The sequence below is a fragment of the Candidatus Methylomirabilis limnetica genome, from assembly GCF_003044035.1.
Lineage (GTDB): Bacteria > Methylomirabilota > Methylomirabilia > Methylomirabilales > Methylomirabilaceae > Methylomirabilis > Methylomirabilis limnetica.
Genome location: NZ_NVQC01000020.1, coordinates 23,809 through 40,757, shown reverse-complemented (window position 1 = coordinate 40,757; position 16,949 = coordinate 23,809). Strand labels below are relative to the sequence as shown.

General features: G+C 58.9%; 17 protein-coding genes and 1 tRNA gene. 7 read left to right on the top strand and 11 right to left on the bottom strand.

Annotated features, from left to right (window positions below; genetic code table 11):
- Positions 1-82: 82 nt before the first annotated feature.
- From CLG94_RS06750 to CLG94_RS06725, 6 genes are all read right to left on the bottom strand, one after another.
- Entirely contained in the window at positions 83-739 is a 657-nt protein-coding gene (locus CLG94_RS06750) for an SPOR domain-containing protein (protein WP_107562104.1), read from the bottom strand.
- Complete coding sequence (bioD, locus tag CLG94_RS06745) at positions 736-1,479, bottom strand: dethiobiotin synthase (protein ID WP_107562103.1); 744 nt, start codon at positions 1,477-1,479, stop codon at positions 736-738. The genes CLG94_RS06750 and bioD overlap by 4 nt, the downstream gene beginning before the upstream one ends.
- Before the next feature lie 113 nt (positions 1,480-1,592).
- Positions 1,593-2,936, bottom strand: a complete 1,344-nt coding sequence (gene bioA / locus CLG94_RS06740) for an adenosylmethionine--8-amino-7-oxononanoate transaminase (RefSeq protein WP_107562102.1) — start codon at positions 2,934-2,936, stop codon at positions 1,593-1,595.
- A gap of 136 nt (positions 2,937-3,072) precedes the next feature.
- Positions 3,073-4,119, bottom strand: coding sequence for a biotin synthase BioB (bioB, locus tag CLG94_RS06735; RefSeq protein WP_161954066.1), 1,047 nt, complete (start codon positions 4,117-4,119; stop codon positions 3,073-3,075).
- Between the two features lie 17 nt (positions 4,120-4,136).
- Positions 4,137-4,880, bottom strand: a complete 744-nt coding sequence (locus CLG94_RS06730; RefSeq protein ID WP_193450641.1) for a transposase — start codon at positions 4,878-4,880, stop codon at positions 4,137-4,139.
- Positions 4,881-5,079: 199 nt separating this feature from the next.
- Positions 5,080-5,156: transfer RNA gene (locus CLG94_RS06725), tRNA-Val, on the bottom strand.
- A gap of 196 nt (positions 5,157-5,352) precedes the next feature.
- On the opposite strand from CLG94_RS06725, the gene CLG94_RS06720 reads away from it, so the two are divergent.
- From CLG94_RS06720 to CLG94_RS06705, 4 genes are read left to right on the top strand one after another with little or no spacing between them, the layout of a single operon-like run.
- On the top strand, positions 5,353-6,102 hold the full coding sequence (locus tag CLG94_RS06720) for an SDR family NAD(P)-dependent oxidoreductase (RefSeq protein ID WP_161954065.1): 750 nt from the start codon (positions 5,353-5,355) through the stop codon (positions 6,100-6,102).
- A 20-nt stretch (positions 6,103-6,122) separates the two neighbouring features.
- The gene (locus tag CLG94_RS06715; protein WP_107562099.1) at positions 6,123-7,469 is read left to right on the top strand and encodes a DUF6513 domain-containing protein; all 1,347 of its coding nucleotides are present in this window, start codon (positions 6,123-6,125) and stop codon (positions 7,467-7,469) included.
- Between the two features lie 48 nt (positions 7,470-7,517).
- Positions 7,518-8,066, top strand: a complete 549-nt coding sequence (locus CLG94_RS06710) for a DUF447 domain-containing protein (protein WP_107562098.1) — start codon at positions 7,518-7,520, stop codon at positions 8,064-8,066.
- On the top strand, positions 8,066-9,082 hold the full coding sequence (locus CLG94_RS06705) for a beta-ribofuranosylaminobenzene 5'-phosphate synthase family protein (protein WP_107562097.1): 1,017 nt from the start codon (positions 8,066-8,068) through the stop codon (positions 9,080-9,082). The genes CLG94_RS06710 and CLG94_RS06705 overlap by 1 nt, the downstream gene beginning before the upstream one ends.
- Positions 9,083-9,263: 181 nt before the next feature.
- On the opposite strand, the gene CLG94_RS06700 is transcribed toward CLG94_RS06705, so the two are convergent.
- Positions 9,264-9,962, bottom strand: coding sequence for a transaldolase (locus CLG94_RS06700; RefSeq protein ID WP_107562096.1), 699 nt, complete (start codon positions 9,960-9,962; stop codon positions 9,264-9,266).
- Positions 9,963-10,193: 231 nt separating this feature from the next.
- Between CLG94_RS06700 and CLG94_RS06695 the strand changes: the two genes are divergently transcribed.
- Genes CLG94_RS06695 through CLG94_RS06685 form a run of 3 tightly spaced genes read left to right on the top strand, consistent with a single transcriptional unit; the run spans position 10,194 to position 13,203 of the window.
- Positions 10,194-10,865 (top strand): MtnX-like HAD-IB family phosphatase, encoded by a 672-nt coding sequence (locus CLG94_RS06695; RefSeq protein WP_161954064.1) that lies wholly within the window; start codon positions 10,194-10,196, stop codon positions 10,863-10,865.
- Positions 10,862-12,256, top strand: coding sequence for an aspartate aminotransferase family protein (locus CLG94_RS06690; protein ID WP_107562094.1), 1,395 nt, complete (start codon positions 10,862-10,864; stop codon positions 12,254-12,256). Before CLG94_RS06695 ends, CLG94_RS06690 begins: the two co-directional genes overlap by 4 nt.
- Complete coding sequence (locus tag CLG94_RS06685; protein ID WP_107562093.1) at positions 12,253-13,203, top strand: alpha/beta hydrolase; 951 nt, start codon at positions 12,253-12,255, stop codon at positions 13,201-13,203. The genes CLG94_RS06690 and CLG94_RS06685 overlap by 4 nt, the downstream gene beginning before the upstream one ends.
- Positions 13,204-13,259: 56 nt before the next feature.
- Here CLG94_RS06685 and CLG94_RS06680 read toward each other — a convergent pair whose 3' ends face one another.
- The 4 genes from CLG94_RS06680 to CLG94_RS06665 all read right to left on the bottom strand — a co-directional run bounded on the left by CLG94_RS06680 (position 13,260) and on the right by CLG94_RS06665 (position 16,940).
- On the bottom strand, positions 13,260-14,138 hold the full coding sequence (locus CLG94_RS06680; protein ID WP_161954063.1) for a triphosphoribosyl-dephospho-CoA synthase: 879 nt from the start codon (positions 14,136-14,138) through the stop codon (positions 13,260-13,262).
- Between the two features lie 59 nt (positions 14,139-14,197).
- Positions 14,198-15,067, bottom strand: coding sequence for an ATP-grasp domain-containing protein (locus CLG94_RS06675; protein WP_107562091.1), 870 nt, complete (start codon positions 15,065-15,067; stop codon positions 14,198-14,200).
- A gap of 99 nt (positions 15,068-15,166) precedes the next feature.
- A complete protein-coding gene (gene mch, locus CLG94_RS06670; RefSeq protein WP_107562090.1) occupies positions 15,167-16,117 on the bottom strand; it encodes a methenyltetrahydromethanopterin cyclohydrolase in 951 nt (316 codons plus the stop codon).
- 13 nt (positions 16,118-16,130) lie between these two features.
- Complete coding sequence (locus CLG94_RS06665) at positions 16,131-16,940, bottom strand: formylmethanofuran dehydrogenase subunit C (RefSeq protein ID WP_107562089.1); 810 nt, start codon at positions 16,938-16,940, stop codon at positions 16,131-16,133.
- Between the last annotated feature and the right edge of the window lie 9 nt (positions 16,941-16,949).

Here is a 16,949-nt window from a genome sequence, read left to right as displayed (position 1 = left end):
GCTGCCATCGTGATCTTGGAGGTGTTCAGCAAGCGAACGCCCCGGACTTCCGCGTCGGTGACCGAGACGTGCAGGCAGCGCCTCAGGGGCGGTCTTCAGAACCCATTATCAGGACCCGATGGCCCAGTGAAGCAAGCCGCTCCGCCGTCGTCTGGGCCTCGGCGCGGGAGGTGAAGTGCCCGACCCGGATTCGATAGTACGCCTCTCCACCTACCAGAGCTTTCACCATGCGAACACCTGAAATCTTCTGCTCTAGCTCCGCCTTCAGCGCGAGGGCGTTCGATTCTACTGTAAATGAGCTCACCTGCACCGAATACCTCCCAGGGCCCACGTCCCCCTGCGGCGTTTGGGTAAGTCGAACCCTGACCGGTACCACACCAGGACCCGTTACCTCCAGCAATGAGGCTGCAGCGTATGAGAGATCGATGATTCGCCCATCCACGAACGGCCCCCGATCGTTGATCCTCACGGTGAGGGACCGGTCATTGTTGAGATTGATTACCTCCACCCAACTGCCGAGCGGGATCTCGCGGTGAGCCGCCGATAGCTGATACATATCATAGACCTCGCCATTACTGGTACGCCGACCATGGTACGGACGACCGTACCAGGATGCCAGACCTCTCTCGCCCGACAGCTCTTCCCATGGCCGCGGTCCCTGCCTTGGGGTGGCGCAGGAGGTCAGCAACAAGGTCAGGAGCGACAGCATGAGTATCGCGGGTCTCAGCTTGATCATCATGTCTCACCCCGAGCGATGGTCTCCGGAAGAATCTGTCGAAGGGATCGCGCCAGAAGTCGCTGAAGGATGGGATGGCACCAGAGAGCCTGACCCTTCTTGCTGGAGAGATGCGGGATCTCTCCGAGAAGTGGTACGGGTAAGAGCCGGCGGAGAGCCGAAAGATTTGTCGTCCGAGCGGCTGAACGATCCACGTGAAAATGGTTCAGGAATACTCCTGCCACCGGGATGCGGACATGGAGCGCGGCCTCAACAGTAAGTCTGGCATGGTTTAGCGCGCCGAGCCTGGACCCGATCACGACGAGTAGGGGTAGCTGAAGTCTGACAGCGAGGTCGAGACACGATGTCTCTTCGGTGATGGGAGCCAGCAGGCCGCCGGCGCCTTCGACCAGGACCACCGAATGCCGATCGGCCAAACGAGTAAACCGCTCCTCCAGTCGCCCGACATCGATGTATCGCCCGGACCGCTCGGCCGCGACCATCGGAGCAAGGGGCTCATGAAAACGATATGGATTGATCAGATCGATGGCGTCCCGCGATCCTGCGGCCTCACGAAGTGTCAAGGCGTCCAGCGGTCGCAGCCTCCCAGCCTTGGTGGGGCAGCCGGTCTCGACCGGCTTCATCACCCCAACATCAATCCCCAGGATCCGCAGGGCATGGCTCAGCCCGGCCGTGATCAGCGTCTTCCCAACGCCGGTATCGGTCCCGGCGACAAACAGACCTGTGCGTCTCTCGGCTTTCATCGGCCAGAAAGTCCCCCCCACCTGTCCCCTCCCCCTCCGAGGGGGGAGGGTTGGGGAGGGGGTGCGGAAGGCAAGCTTTCATCCCCATGGGCGCGTCGCAGGCACATGGGATATTACTCCGTTGCAGCGGTGATAGAGTCGCCGACAATTCGAACCATCCTGACAATGTCCCTCTGAGAGATCGAGAGGGGCGGCATCAGGACGATGACATCGCCCAGCGGCCGGATGATCAGCCCCCGTCGTCGCGCCTCCAGGATCGTCCGAATCCCGGTCTTGGCCTCGTATGGGTATGGCTCCCCCCGGGCCGGGTCACGCATCATCTCAATCCCAACCATAAACCCCACCTGTCGGATGTCGCCCACGTGAGGCAGCGACCGGAGCGCCTCAAGTTCTCGACGGAGCAAGGCGATCTTGGGCTGCAGGCGCCTCAAGGTCTGCTCTCGCTGAAAACACTGGAGGTTCGCGAGGGCGGCGGCGCAGGCCAGCGGGTTGGCGGTGTAGCTATGCCCATGAAAGAAGGCCTTCTTCTCCTCATATGGGGCGCAGAAGCCGTCAAAGATCTGCTGTGTCGCCAGCGTCGCGGCCAGTGGCAAGTAGCCGCCGGTAAGCCCTTTCGCCAGGCAGAGTAGGTCGGGCGCCACCCCCTCCTGCTCACAGGCAAACATCGTCCCGGTTCGGCCAAAGCCGGTGGCGACCTCATCCAGGATCAGGAGAACGTCGTACTGCGAGCAGAGCGATCGCACGGCTTTGAGGAAGCCCGGCGGTGAGGGCAGCATCCCGGCCGCGGCCTGCATCAGCGGCTCTACGATCAGGCCGGCCACCTGATCGTGGTGTCGCTTCAGAAGAGACTCCAATCGTTTCAGCGGATCAAGCCGTCTGGAGCGATCCCACGGCGCCCGGTATGGCGACGGGACCCTCCAGATCGGAAAGAGGAGCGGCCGGTAGAGCTGGTGGAACAGATCGATGCCGCCGACGCTGACCGCGCCCAGTGTGTCCCCGTGATACGCCTCTTCCAAGGCGATGAACCTCCTCTTGCGGGCAAAAGCCCCGCCCCGCTGCTGCCAGTACTGAAACGCCATCTTAAGCGCGATCTCGACGGCGGTCGAGCCGTTGTCGGAGTAAAAGACCTTGGCGAGTCCCTGCGGGGTGATCCGGACGAGCGCCTTAGCCAGTTCAATGGCGAGCGGATGAGACAGGCCCAGGAAGGTGGTGTGGGCGATCTTGCCAAGTTGGGCGCGAATGGCTCGATCGATCGCCCCCTTACGGTGGCCGTGGACGGTCACCCAGAGCGAGGAGATCCCGTCCAGGTAACGGCGCCCGTCCACATCGATGAGGGTGCTTCCCTTGCCATGCTCGATGATCGGGTGGCACTCATGCAACCAGCTCTGCATCTGGGTGAACGGGTGCCACACGTATCGTTTGTCGTCCTGCCGGAGCCGATGACTGCGAGAGGCCATGGATTCGAAAACCCCCTCACCCGCACCCTCTCCCCCAAAGGGGCGAGGGGCAACAAGAAAAACTCCTCTCCCCTCACCGGGTGGAGAGGACAAAGGTGAGGGGGTCAGACGTTCATGCGCATGGGGATCGCGCGAGTTAGATGGCGGCAGTCGCGGCCTGGCGTTCCAGGGCGAGCAAGGATTCGCCGAACTCAAGCCCCAAACCATGAAGCATCTTGAGATCGTCGCTCACGCTTCGGTTCTTGGTCGTGAGGAAGTCGCCGACCATCATTCCGCTCGCGCCGGCGAAAAAGATCATCGATTGCAGTTCGCCCAGATGCGCTCTGCCGGCGCAGATAAAGATGTTCTTGGTCGGGAGGATCCAGCGGAAGAGTGCGATCACCTTCAGCATTTCGAGCGGTGAGAGCGGGGTGGCCTTCTCCAATCGGGTCCCTTCCACAGAGATCAGGAAGTTCAGGGGGACCTCGTCTACGTCCAGCTCCTTGAGGGCGAAGGCGAGCTCGGCGCGATGCACCGGCTTCTCCCCCATCCCGATGACCCCGCCGCTACAGACCCTGATCCCGGCAGCCTTGGCGGCCTTGACGGTGCTCACACGCTCGTCATAGGTGTGGGTCGTACAGACCTTCGGAAAGAAGGAGCGGCCGGTCTCCAAGTTGTGATTGAACGTGGTGAGACCTGCCACCTTGAGCTGTCGAAACTCCTCGTCACCCATGATTCCGAGGGAGGCGTGACCCTCTACCAGGCCGTCCTGCGCAATAGCCTGGATCCCCTCGACAAGCTGACGAAAATCCGCTGACGCGGCGGTGTAGCCGCGATCCGCGGTGACGACCCCAAGCGCGGAGGCGCCGTGCTCCCTGACCTTTCTGGCAGCTTGGACCATCTCGTCTGGGGATACTACACCATACCTCGGGATCTGGGTAGCGTGGTGAGCGGACTGGCTACAAAAGCTACAGTCCTCCAGACAGAGGCCGCTCTTGGCGTTGATAATGCCGCAGAGATGGATCCGGTTCCCGAACTGATTAAGCCGGAGACGATTGGCCACGTGGAACAGTTCATGAACGTCGTAATCGGAGCGCTCGAAGAGCTCGACGGCCTCCTCGAACGTCACCGTATCTCCGGCAAGCACCCGTTCGCCGATCTGCCGCACCCGCTCCGTCACACCGCCCGATTGCACGCCTTTCACATCTTCCCCCTCACGCCTCATTCATAAGAAAGATCAGCATCTTGAACAAAATCGAGCCTACTGAACCCATCTGTTATGTCAACCGGTACTTGACATCGTATAATGATGAAATCCAGGTCCTCGTTCGTGAAGTTGTAGTGCTTCGCCAGTACCCGGTTGACCTCTTTGTTGGGTACGCATACTGCTTGAGGATTTTCTCTGTCATATAACCAAAGCAGCGGATTGACCTGGATGTACCGACGAATACCGTTCAGCGATCGCTCATCCCGGATGATGTACTCGTGGTAGTTGCGTTGCCGGGCAAAGGCGGGAGCTCGACTTTTCCGAATCACATTGGTTGATGCAGCCTTGAATGTGCGAACAATATTGCCCAATGTAGGGGCGTGATTCATCATGCCCGCCGGGTTGCCCACGATCGTAGGGGCGTGATTCATCATGCCCTCTTGACCGGCCTTATCGTTGCGACCGACCGGGCAGGGCGCAATCAATTGCGCCCCTACGGTGATGATGCCATGGACATGATTGGGCATGATGACATACGCATCCAATCCAACGGATGGAAAGCGATTGGGTAGCCCATGCCATACCGATTCGACAATATTTCCAACATCATTTAAGACTATTTGCCCATCCTGTACGGACCCCAATAGACGTTCTCGGTTCCGTGTGCAGATGGTGATGAAGTACGCACCATGTTGGGCATAATCGTAGTCCTTCAATCGGATCGAACGGCGATGATGAACGTCCGGATTGAAGGCCATGCAATGCCCCTCTAAAACGATGGATTAAGGATCGTAGGGGCGTGATTCATCATGCCCTCTTACCCCGGAGGGCGCAATGAATTGCGCCCCTACAGGGGTAACCCGTATGATTGAATGGAGCCTACTGAACGAGTTCACTGATGTCAAGCTGAAATGGGTAGGGAAAATAAAAACCCCCTGCCCAGCGGCAGGGGGATCGTGGTGGACGGTACTGGGATCGAACCAGTGACCTCCGCCGTGTGAAGGCGGCGCTCTAACCATCTGAGCTAACCGTCCAACTTTGTGTAAACCGAATTCTACAGCCCGCCCAAAATAAGTCAAGTAATTCTGGTGCCGCAGTATGACGCCGCCCACATCGGCGAGGGTGGATTCGTCTTGAAGTTTCAGCGTGGCGAGCATAAGATGAGGAAAAGAAAGACTGAAGGCTGAAGACAAATAGCTGATGACTTTTAATGCGTGAGGCATTAAGCGAGTGGAATCACGACGGGTTGCGGTAATTACCGGCAGCACCAAAGGGATCGGCAAGGCGATCGCTCGGCGCCTCGCCCAGGATGGCTGTGACGTCGTCCTGAACTATCATGGCGACGAGGATGCGGTCCAAGTGGCCCTCCGGGAGTTCGAGGACCTCCCTGTAAAGGCGGTGGCTGTTAAAGCGGATGTATCCGTCTCCGCCGGCGCGTCCTATCTTATCGAGACGGCGATCAGCCAACTCGGATCCCTTGATGTCCTGGTCAACAACGTTGGTCCGTTTCTCACGCGGGCGTTGTATGACACCACCGACGACGAGTGGCGACGAACCCTGGACAGTAATCTGAGTAGCGCCTTTTATTGCAGCAGGGCAGCCCTGCGGGTCATGCGAGAGAAGCGAGCCGGCAGCATCACCAACATCGGGGCGCTCAATGTCGAGCATTCGCCGATCGGCGTCTTTGAGGCCCCGGCCTACTACATCGCCAAATCCGGCGTGATCATGCTGACCAGATCGCTCGCCAGATCCGAAGCGCCCTGGGGCATCAGGGTAAACGCCGTGAACCCCGGTTTCATCGAGACCGAGACCTACGGTGAGTATCTCGCTGAGGACAAAGCGGCCTGGGCCCGGATGGTCCCCCTTGGTCGATTGGGCACACCCGACGATGTCGCCGAGGCGGTGAGTTACCTGGCATCCGAGAGGGCGCGATACGTGACGGGGGCAATCCTCCACGTTCACGGCGGCCTCTGGGTGTGAGGACGGAATGCGGGGGGCGCATGAAGATTCTCTTCGTTACCGGCAAGCTGGCAGAGCGCGCCCTGAAAGAGACGCTGGCAGGCATGCAGGCCGATTTCGAATACGAGGTGGCCGTCCTCAAGATCAGCGTGGCCGCCCTGATGACTACGCCCCTCATCATCCATTCTCTTCGGTCGCCATGCTGTGATCTGCTGATGATCCCCGGACTCTGCCGCGTGGAACCTCAAGAGCTAGAACAGTCGCTGGGCGTGAAGGTCGAAAAGGGGCCGAAAGATCTGCGTGATATCCCCTACTACTTTGGCGTAGAGAAGAAACGGGAGGGGTATGGCGGCCACGACCTGACCATCCTGGCCGAAATCAACGACGCCCCCACGCTGCCGATAGGCGAGGTCCTCAGCAAGGCTCGCTACTACGTAGCCTGTGGCGCGGACGTCATCGACGTTGGCTGCATCCCGGCGCGACCGGCCGGCAATGTCGGCGAGATCGTCTCGGTGCTTCGGTCCGAGGGGTTTCGCGTCAGCATCGATACCTTCAATACGCAGGAGATCATCGCCGCCGACAAGGCCGGCGCGGAGTTTCTCCTGAGCTTGAACTCACAGAATCTGCATCTGGCCCCGGATCTGGCGTGTACCCCGGTGATCATCCCCGATTTCGGCAAGGGGCTGGATTCCCTTGCGGCGAATATCGAGGCCGTAGAGCGCCTGGGCTGCACACGATATCTCATCGACCCGATCCTCGCGCCGATCACCTTCGGTTTTGCCGAGTCGCTCGCCCGCTACGTTGAGGCGAGACACCGCTTCCCGCAGGCGGAGATCCTTATGGGGGTGGGAAACGTCACAGAGCTAACCGATGCCGACAGCACGGGGATCAATGCGCTCCTCACAGGGGTGATGTCGGAGCTACAGGTGCGATATGTACTTACCACCGAGGTGGCCTCGTGGGCCAGAGGGTCGGTACGCGAGCTGGACCTGGCCCGGCGGCTGATGTATTACGCCAGACGGCGGGGGGTGCTGCCAAAAGACATCGACGACGGTCTGCTCACAATCAAAGACCGGAGGGTCGATTGTCCATCCGAGGCGGAGCTGCGTCAGATGCAACGGATGGTGACAGACCCGAACTTCCGAATATTTGCCGATCGAGCGGCCATCTACGCGTTCAACCGCGATCTCTTCATCAAGGAGACCGACATCCACCGGATCTTCGACCAGGTTAAGGCGTACCTTGGCCCGGAACCGATTGGCCACGCCTTTTACCTGGGTCGTGAGTTGATGAAGGCGAGGCTCGCGATGCTGCTTGGGAAAAAATACATCCAGGAAGAAGATCTCAAATGGGGGTATCTTGAACACGGCCTCCCCTCGCGTCAATAGCGTGCGGCGTTTATAGCGTCTATAGCGTGGACGCGATGGACACAACGGATGATCATCGAAAGTATTGTAACAACGTTAGATGAGGCTGGAGGGGCGAATTTTGCGCCGATGGGGATCACTATCGGGGAAGGGGAACTCCTCATCCGACCCTATAAAGATTCAGCCACCTGCCAAAATATTATCGCAACCGGGGCCGCTGTCGTTAATCTGACCGACTCGATCCGTCTGTTCGCCGAAAGCGCCATCTCCAGACCTCATTTTCCTACCTTTCCGGCCGAGCTGGTCACCGGCATTGTCCTGACAGACGCCTGCTCGTATTACGAGTGTTCAGTCATGCACACCAACACAGCATCAGAGCGCGCGACCTTCCTTTGCAAGATCCTCAAAAAGGGGATCCTGCGCGAATTCATCGGGTTCAGCCGCGCGAAGAACGCAATTATTGAGGCAACAATCCTCGCCACCCGAGTCCGGTTCCTTGGCGTGGCGCACATCCTTCAGGAGTATCGCCGTCTGACTGAGATTGTGCAGAAGACCGGTGGAGAACAGGAAGCGCAGGCGATGCGATACCTTCAGGATTACGTCGAGCGGCAGCAGTAATGGGCGTCACGGTCAAGGCCCCTGCCAGACTTCACTTCGGCTTCATCGACCTGGACGGCTCATTGGGTCGGATGTTTGGGAGCATCGGGCTGGCGATCGGCGAGCCCTCGGTCGTTCTCGAGGCGTCACCGGCGGATCGCCTCTCGGCTGTAGGGCGAGAGCGGGGTCGAGTCCTCACGTTGGCACGCCGTTTTCTCCGCCACTACAATCTCCAGCAAGGGGTTCACATCTCCGTCAAGGCAATAATCCCTGCCCATGCAGGTTTGGGCTCCGGGACGCAGCTTGCGCTCAGCGTTGCTTCAGCGCTGGCTCGTCTCTTCTCCATCGACGCCAGTGTTCGGGAGTTGGCAGCCGTAATGGACAGAGGGGCTCGGTCGGGGATTGGGATCGCCGCCTTCGAGCAGGGCGGTTTCGTCGTGGATGCCGGACGGCGAATGAACACCGCAGGCGAAACAGTTTCGAGTTTCGAGTTTCGAGTTTCGAGTGGGTTAAGGCAAACCGAAACACGAACCCGGAATCTCGTTCCGCCCACGATCGTCCGCTACCCCTTTCCAGAGGAGTGGACCTTTGTCGTGGCAATTCCCCATGTCGACCGTGGGCTTGCCGGAGTTGCAGAGGTCGATGCGTTTGGCCGGCTTGCCCTACGTCCTGCCACCGCCGCGGGACGGCTCAGCCGCATCCTGCTCATGCAGATGCTCCCGGCGGTGCTCGAGCGCGACCCCGTTGTATTCGGTGAGGCGCTTACCAGGATTCAGCGCATTGTCGGAAACTGGTTCAGATCCGTCCAGGGCGGAACCTTTGCCACCACGCAGGGGGCGGAACTGGCCAGGGCGATGCGAAGGGCTGGGGCGTTAGGGGTAGGGCAGAGTTCCTGGGGACCGGCGGTCTATGGGCTGACTATGGATCAGGACCAAGCCGATCACCTGAAGCATCGTCTCATGCAGGCTATGCAAGGGAAAATTGAAGCGATCGTCTTCTTAGCAAAGGCCTCCAATAGAGGGGCCGAGATTAGCTAAATTGTCATGAGCCGCAGCTCGGTCAGGTAGGAGCCGTCTTGCCCGGTGATTCCCGTGATCAGCGCGATCGTCATGCAGGTTCTCCCTGTTAAACGTCCGATGGAGCCGCCCGCGGTAGATCCCTGAATCTTAATCAATGCAGGACTGGCCTCCTTCACCAGTAGGCAGGACCATCCGGCCTCTACAGCGTATAACCGGCCTTCATGGCATCATCGTGAAACATCTTGACAGTGTCGAGTGAGAACTCATGCAGGTCCTTACCAATCAGGTTCAATTTCTTTAAAATGTCATGTGTCACGGTAATGATATGGCAGCCAATGGCGTCGGCTTGAAAGATGTTGAGCAGTTCACGAGGGCTGGCCCAGATCAATTCAATATTCGGGTACGAACGCACACACTCCACGGCTGCCGCCATATGCGGCACCGGGTCTCTGCCTGTATCCGCGACACGCCCGGCGAAAACCGACACAATAGCCGGAGGTCCCTCTGCTAGAGCGGCACTCATCTCGCGTACCTGATCCAGTGCCGTCAGCGCTGTCACATTCAGCTTGACCCCTTCTCGGGCGAGATCATGGACCAGCTTTGCGGACGACTCGCCTTGGGTGTTTGTGACGGGGATCTTCACATAGACATTCTCGCCCCATCCTGCGATCTTGCGGGCCTGACGGGCCATCTCGGTGAAGTCGTCTGAGAAGACTTCGAAGGAGATGGGACGATCGGGAATGGCTCGGAGGATGTCAAGCGCAAATGCCTGATAGTCAGAGACTCCGGCTTTACGCATCAGCGTCGGATTGGTGGTAAACCCTTTTATCAGCGGGTTACAGTACATTTCCAGGATGCCAGTCTTGTCTGCGCCATCTGCGAATATTTTAACTCTCAATTTGTAGTTCCTCGCTGTTTCATGTGGGTAAGACAAACTTCAGCTTGCCGGCAATGAGATAGCCCATGGTGATCGGGTGTCGAGTCGTTCGATAGCCGGACAGTAGCGGCTTTACTTGTATCTTTCTTGCTGGTTATGTTATTCTACAATATGGGTATGGATCAAGCCTTTCCTTCAACGATCAGTCCTCCCAAGCTAGAAAAATCGGCAGCGAGTTCTCGATCTCTGCGCATGCCTAGCGGTCTGCCGGCTTTTCAAGTCCTCTGCGATTTTGACGGGACCATCACCAAAACAGATGCCACGCTCGCCATCCTCGAAGCCTTTGCCCTGCCGGAATTCCGTGAATGGGAGCGCCGATGGGAGCGGGGTGAGATCACCAGCCGAGAGTGTATGGCTAGACAGGTGGAGTTGATTCAGGCAGATCTGTCAACACTCATGCGGTTTGCGGCTGATCTCCCTATCGACGAGGGCATCGTGACGCTCTCGCAACGGTGCGCACAATACGGTATCCCGCTTATCATCGTCAGCGACGGCGTCGATCGGTTTATCGAGGCGGTACTGCGTCGGCACGGTCTGTCCTACATTCCCGTCATCTCTAATCGCCTGGCCTGCGATGGGAACGGGTCCCTCTCGCTCGGCTCCCCATATGCTTCACCCGACTGTCTGGTTGGGGCCGGGACGTGTAAATGTGCCGTCGCCAGCTTTTTCGGCCTCTCGCTTAAGGAGACAATGTATATCGGAGATGGACGATCCGACCGCTGCATCTCGACCATGGCACAAAAGGTCTACGCGAAGGCGGGGCTGCGAGAGTGGTGTGATCTCCAGGGAATCGCCTGTGAACCGTTCGAGACGCTCACCGAAGTCACTGAACGTCTCTTTCAAGGGGTGGGCTGTTTCGCATGAATCGCATAGATAAGATCCCACTCAGCGAAGCAGTACTCCGCGAAAAGGAAGCGCAGTACTGCTCGCATGGCGATACGGCGCACTACTCTCCCAAGCCGAAGTTCTTTCAAGGCTGTGAAGGAAGCTTTCTCTACGACCGCGAGGACAAGCCATACCTCGACCTCCAGATGTGGTACTCGACGGTCAACTTCGGCTATCGTAACCAGCGCATCGTAGAGGCGGTGATAGCGCAGCTCGAGCAATTGCCACAATTGGCCGGCCAGTATCTCCATGAAGAAAAGGTCCTGACAGCCGAGAAATTGGCGATCGAGTGCCTCCGAGCCTTCGGAATCAAAGGGCGCGTGCAGTTCAACGTGGGGGGCTCCCAGGCCATTGAAGACTCGATTAAACTCGTGCGTATTGCTACCGGCAAATCCCTCTTCATGGCCTTTACGGGGGGGTACCACGGCAGGACCCTCGGAGCTTCCGAGATCACCTCCAGCTACCGATACCGCCGACGCTTCGGCCATTTCTCGAACCGAGCACATTTTGTGCCCTTCCCGTACTGCTATCGATGCCCATACGACATGAAACTGGAGAGCTGCGACTATTACTGCGTCAAACAGTTCGAGCGGCTGTTCGAGACGGAGTACAACTCATTCTGGGATGCTAAGGCTGAGGAGCCTGAGTTTGTCGCGTTCTATGTGGAGCCGGTGCAGGGCGTTGGAGGATATATTGTGCCGCCCCCCGAGTATTTCCTGCGGCTCAAGAAGATTCTGGATGAGCGGAAGATTCTCCTGGTGGACGACGAGGTCCAGATGGGATTTTTCAGAACCGGGAAGTTTTGGGGGATCGAGCACTTCGGCGTCAAGCCGAACATCGTCGTCTTTGGAAAGACATTGACTAATGGCCTGAATCCCCTCTCTGGGCTATGGGCTGAGGAACCCCTCATCTCTCCCCAGGCCTTTCCGGCGGGGTCGTCACATTCCACATTCTCGTCCAATCCACTGGGCACGGCCGCAGCCTTGGCAACACTGCAGTGGATCGAGCAGCAGAATTATGAGCGGAAGGTGGCCGAATCGGGAGCCTATTTTCTGGGGCAGCTCGAAGACCTCAAGAAACGACATACCGCTATCGGGGACGTCGCCGGCTTGGGCTTAGCTCTTCGTATTGAAGTGACGCAGGCGGACCGGATCACCCCCAACAGGGCCCTCGCAGACCGGATCTTCGAGTTGGGTCTGGCCGGGGGAATTCCAACATCCCGTGGCCCCATGGGGCTAGTGTTAAACGTCGTGGGACACTACAAGAACGTCTTCGGCCTTGCACCTTGCCTGGATATCACCAAAGGCGAGATCGATCTGGCCATAGAACTACTGGACTGGCTGTTCACCCACTGCACAGAGAAGCCATGAGCCGACAACTGACCACGCGGCCTGGTCCTCTTGATGAGATGGTCGGCCGTCAGCCGACCGACCTTGCCTTCCACACCGACTCACGCACCTTGGTGTATCTGATTCACGGCGTCACAGGGACACCGACCGAGATGGGCTACCTTGGACGGCGGTTGGCGCGCCATGGATGGGACGTCTATGCCACGACTCTCCCGGGCCACTGCACGCGGCTCAGGGATCTTGTGAGAACGTCCGAGGAGGACTGGCTCACGCACGTGAAGATGCAACTGGCCTTCGCACGTGAACGGTACGACCACCTCTATGTGGCCGGCCTGAGCGCGGGAGGACTCCTGGCCTTGGACTCCTCACTGACCGTGAATGTTGATGGAATCGGAGTCTTCTCGCCCACCTTTTTCTATGATGGGTGGAAGACACCTTGGACCAGGGCACTCTTGCCCTTTGTTATGAAGGTGGCTCCTTTGGGCTATCTCCTCTTCCACCAGGATGGTCCACCCTTTGGAATTAAGGAGAGACGGCTTCAGGCCCACAAGCGGGCGTCGTATGGTTCCGTTTCGCTCCTGCGTCGATGGATCATGGGTTTGTGGACTCGCATGAACCATACTGCTGACCAAGCGATCAGTGCCCCTTTGGCAGCCACGATGGGGTATCCGATCTTTCCGTTGAAGACCTTGACCAATATAGACCGGCTCTCCACGCTCGTCCGTAGTCGCTTGGGTGAGGTGACGGCGCCCACCTTGATCCTCCAGGCCCGCGAAGACGACATCACCGGTCCTCGTAATGGCGAGCTGGTGTACAATGACATTGCTTCGATACAGAAGCTCCTGATCTTACTCGATGACTGCTACCACGTGATCACGGTGGATAAGCAGAAAAAAGCCGTTGCCGACCACCTGATTGAATTTTTTGCGCTCCAGTCCGTTAGCCAGGGCCGCCTCCAAGTCGCTTAGCGGGGTCCTCCCATAATGTTCGCCTTGGCCGCACGACACTGAAGAGCCTCTGTAGCTCACTTTCCCAGCACGAACTCGATCCCTCTCTCTAACATCACAACAAAAAGGGCTGAGGCGGTGAGATCCGCGGTAGTCCCCGGATTCAGCCGGTTCCCATTCTGCCGGAGAGTGTGGTCTAACCGAGCCAGCCTTCGCTTGCCTTGCTCCGAAAACGCCCCACCGATGGCCAGAATCTTTCCCGCTTCCCGTGAGATTCTGCCAGCCTCGCGCGCGCCACATTTGCGCTCAACAAGAGAATCCGGAACCCGAGAGAGAAGCGTCAGGTAGGTCTGAATGACCGAGCTTCCCGAATCGTTCGACTCCTGGAGAGACCGCTCGAGGGTCGGAGCACCGATCGTGAAGGTGATCTCGAAGTCGGTGGCATACTCACGCGCAATCGAGTCCCGATCCATCGCCAAGCGCATCGCACCGAGAAGCGGCACTCTGCCACGGGTCGCCCGGACATCGAACTGGTTAGCGTCCCCAAGCCCTCCGGGCTGGGCAAGCCGAATCGCCTCATAGACCCTTTGCCCATCGTAGGGCGTCAGGGAGGTCAGTACGCTACGAAGGCGTGACCGAAGCGGGCGGCGTCCTTTACGCAGGGCCGCCTTTGCCAGTGGAGCGAAGAGGAGCGCGATCCCAAGGTTGGTGTTCCGGCCGACCAGCCGCTTGGTTTCTCGAACCGCATCGAGGACCAGCGAACCGGTGGCGACCGTTGCAGTCTTCCGCAGGGCTCGCCCCAGGATGACGGAGCTGGCCAGAAAGTCGGTGTAGCAGGTATCGGCGAAGTCGGCGAACGGGGTGACGTTACCAGGCTTGTTAGCGCTCACCTCCAGGAGGCATGCGAGCTGTGCGGCGAGGGAGACAGTATCAGAGGATAGGGGATTCAGTCGCACTGTGCACCTCACATGAGAGGGCACCCACAAGGGGCGCCCCTACGCACCCCCTGTGCTGTTCAGTGTCCAAGCTGACTCAGCAGGTGGTCTGCGATCTCCTGAGCGATGTCGATCTCCGTGGTTCGCTGCAGGCCGGACCAGCCTGGGATGCTATTGACTTCTACTACTGTATAGCCGTGAGGAGTCCTCAGCAGATCGATCCCAGCATAATCGGTCTCAAGCAGTCGACTGGCCTCGAGGCAGAGACCGGTCGCTTCTTCGTCCATGGCGTGAGGCTCCGGCCGCGCGCCCTGAGAGACATTATGCCGCCAGCCCTCCGACCACCGGCGCATGGCTGCGACCACCCGACCCCCTATCACCAGACCCCTGAGATCGTAATCGCCGTGTGGAACAAATTCCTGGATGTAGAAGATGCTCCGAGTCATGGCGAGGACACGGAAGGTTCGGTAAGCGACATCGGCGTCGCTGATCCGCGCTATCCCCCTCCCACCGGCGCCAAAGAGCGGCTTCACCACCACATCACCGAATTCGCGGAACGCCTCCATCGCCTCGTCGAACCCCTCAGCTACTACGGTCCTCGGAGTCGGCAGGCCGCTCGATGCGAGAAGGCTAGACGTATAGTATTTGTCAACCGTCCGTTCAAGGGAAGCTGGCCGATTCATAACTCGAACCTCCGCCGCCTCCAGTCGGTGCAGGGCATCCATCCTGAAGATGATCTGCTCCAGCGATCCTTCCGGGATCGTCCGGATCAGTAGCGCATCGTAGGATTCGAGGGGTTGACCATTGATCGTGATAAGAGGATTACCTGGAGCACGGGCCACCAGCCGTGTAATCGGCATAAAGTCGGCCTGGCAGCCGCGTTGCGCCAGCGCTTTCGCGAGGGCCTCGACGTGCCATCCTCTTCTATCGGCCAGGATCCCGATCTTCATCGCGTCTATTGTGTTCGTTGCGTGCGGCGTTCGTTGTGTCCATTATAAACGCGGGACGCTGCACGCAATGAACGCGGAACGCATGACAGCGTTTTTTGATTATCCGAGGAGGGAGGCCCGGAGCAGCTCGGCATTGAAGCGCCCGGCCCTATAGGTTCTGCCACTGGCGGCGTTAGTGATGGAAGTCTTGGCCGGGCTGAAGAGGAATGGATCGATCTTATAGAAGTCCCCATCATACCGCTTGAAGAGCTCACCGAATAACTGTCCGTAGTCTCGCGACGAGGACGAGGGGATCTTATCGATCAGGGCCTCAATCTCACCATCGGTTGCTGAGACCGTCAGGAACACCTCGCTGCCATACAGGACACAGTCGTTGGTCCGTCCAATCGCGGTCAGGTCATCGGCGGCAGCAGTCGCGATGGGGCAGACCCCGAAGCCGCTCAGCACCTTAGTCACGTCAAATCCCAACTCCAGAAGTTTGTGCATCGCGGTCTCTACGGAACGCGCAGCGATCTGTACCGCCCCGGCCATGCTTCGCGTGGAAGCGACCGCCAAGGAGACCCGATCCGGCTTGATACCGCACTTCTCCGCTACATAGTCGGCCACCTCTTCGGTAGGTAGGCGACCACTCTCCAGAACGAGGACTGCCGAGTCGGCCTCATCCTGGATACGAATCGTCTCGAACAGCTTCTCGGTCCTTGCCATCGCCCTGGCCGGACCGGAACCCATCGCAAAGAACTTCCCACGCTGGATCTTCCAGCCGGCATACTGCGAGCCAAGGCAGGGTAACACCGGGCCGTCGATCGCCACGCTGACGCCGAGAAGCGAAAAGTCGCCATAGCTCAGTGGAAGAAACGCCACCTCCCCCAGTCCACCAAGGCAGATCTCAGACAGCCCCTTCCCTGCGAGCAGGCCACCGGGAACCTTCACCCCGAAATCGACAAGCCTGGCGCCATTCGTAAGCGTCGAAACCGAGATCCCTAGCGCCGCACTCTGCTCCGCTATCCGATCAAGTATCTCGCCGGCCCGGCGATTCAGACTAAGAGACAAGGTCGCATCCTCCTCAGGCGGCGATCAGGATTTCGCCCTTGCCAACATCGGCCAGGTCCCCGTGATAGCGTCGAACGAGGCCATTCGCCCCCGCGGGGCACTCCACCCCGAGATGCTTGAGCCCCTTGAACAGAATCCGGAGAAAGACCGGCGCGTAGGAGCAGTCGTAGACGAAGGTCGGCAGCATTTCGACAGGGTGCATGCAGAGGATCGTCCCTTTCTGCATTCCGCCTCCTGTTCTGATGCCTGCCTGGCCGAAGAGACAGATTGTCCCGGTCGCCATCATGGCCCCCAGGAAGTCCTCGGCATTCCCCTTGATGACAATGAGACCTCTTCGCATATAGGCGCCTACTTCGTGCCCGACGTTTCCATCGACCAGAATGATCCCGCCCTGCATGCCGTACTTGCTCCCCCTATAGGCGGCCCCGGCACGATGCCCTGCATTGCCATTGACCCGGATCAGCCCGCCTTTCATTTCGACACCGAGGAAGTCGTCCGCATTCCCTTCGACAAGGATCTCGCCACCTTGCATGTAAGATCCGGCATGCATCCCGACGTCGCCGTGGACTACAATCCGACCCCGCGTCATTCCCGAGCCGATCCACTTAACCCGGCCCGTGGAGCCCTCTATAACGATCTCATCCGATCGCTCTCCCTCAATGCTGAAGAAGTCACCAAGCTGGTGGGTCTCATTCCCCAACGCTACTGGCAGGGCCTCTATCTCCCCCTGACTCCGCTCTACGAACATGTCAGGTGAGATCGCCTCGGCCTCAAGCGGAATACTCGTCGGGGCATCTTTCATACGAAGCACGACTGGTGGCATGTTGCCCTC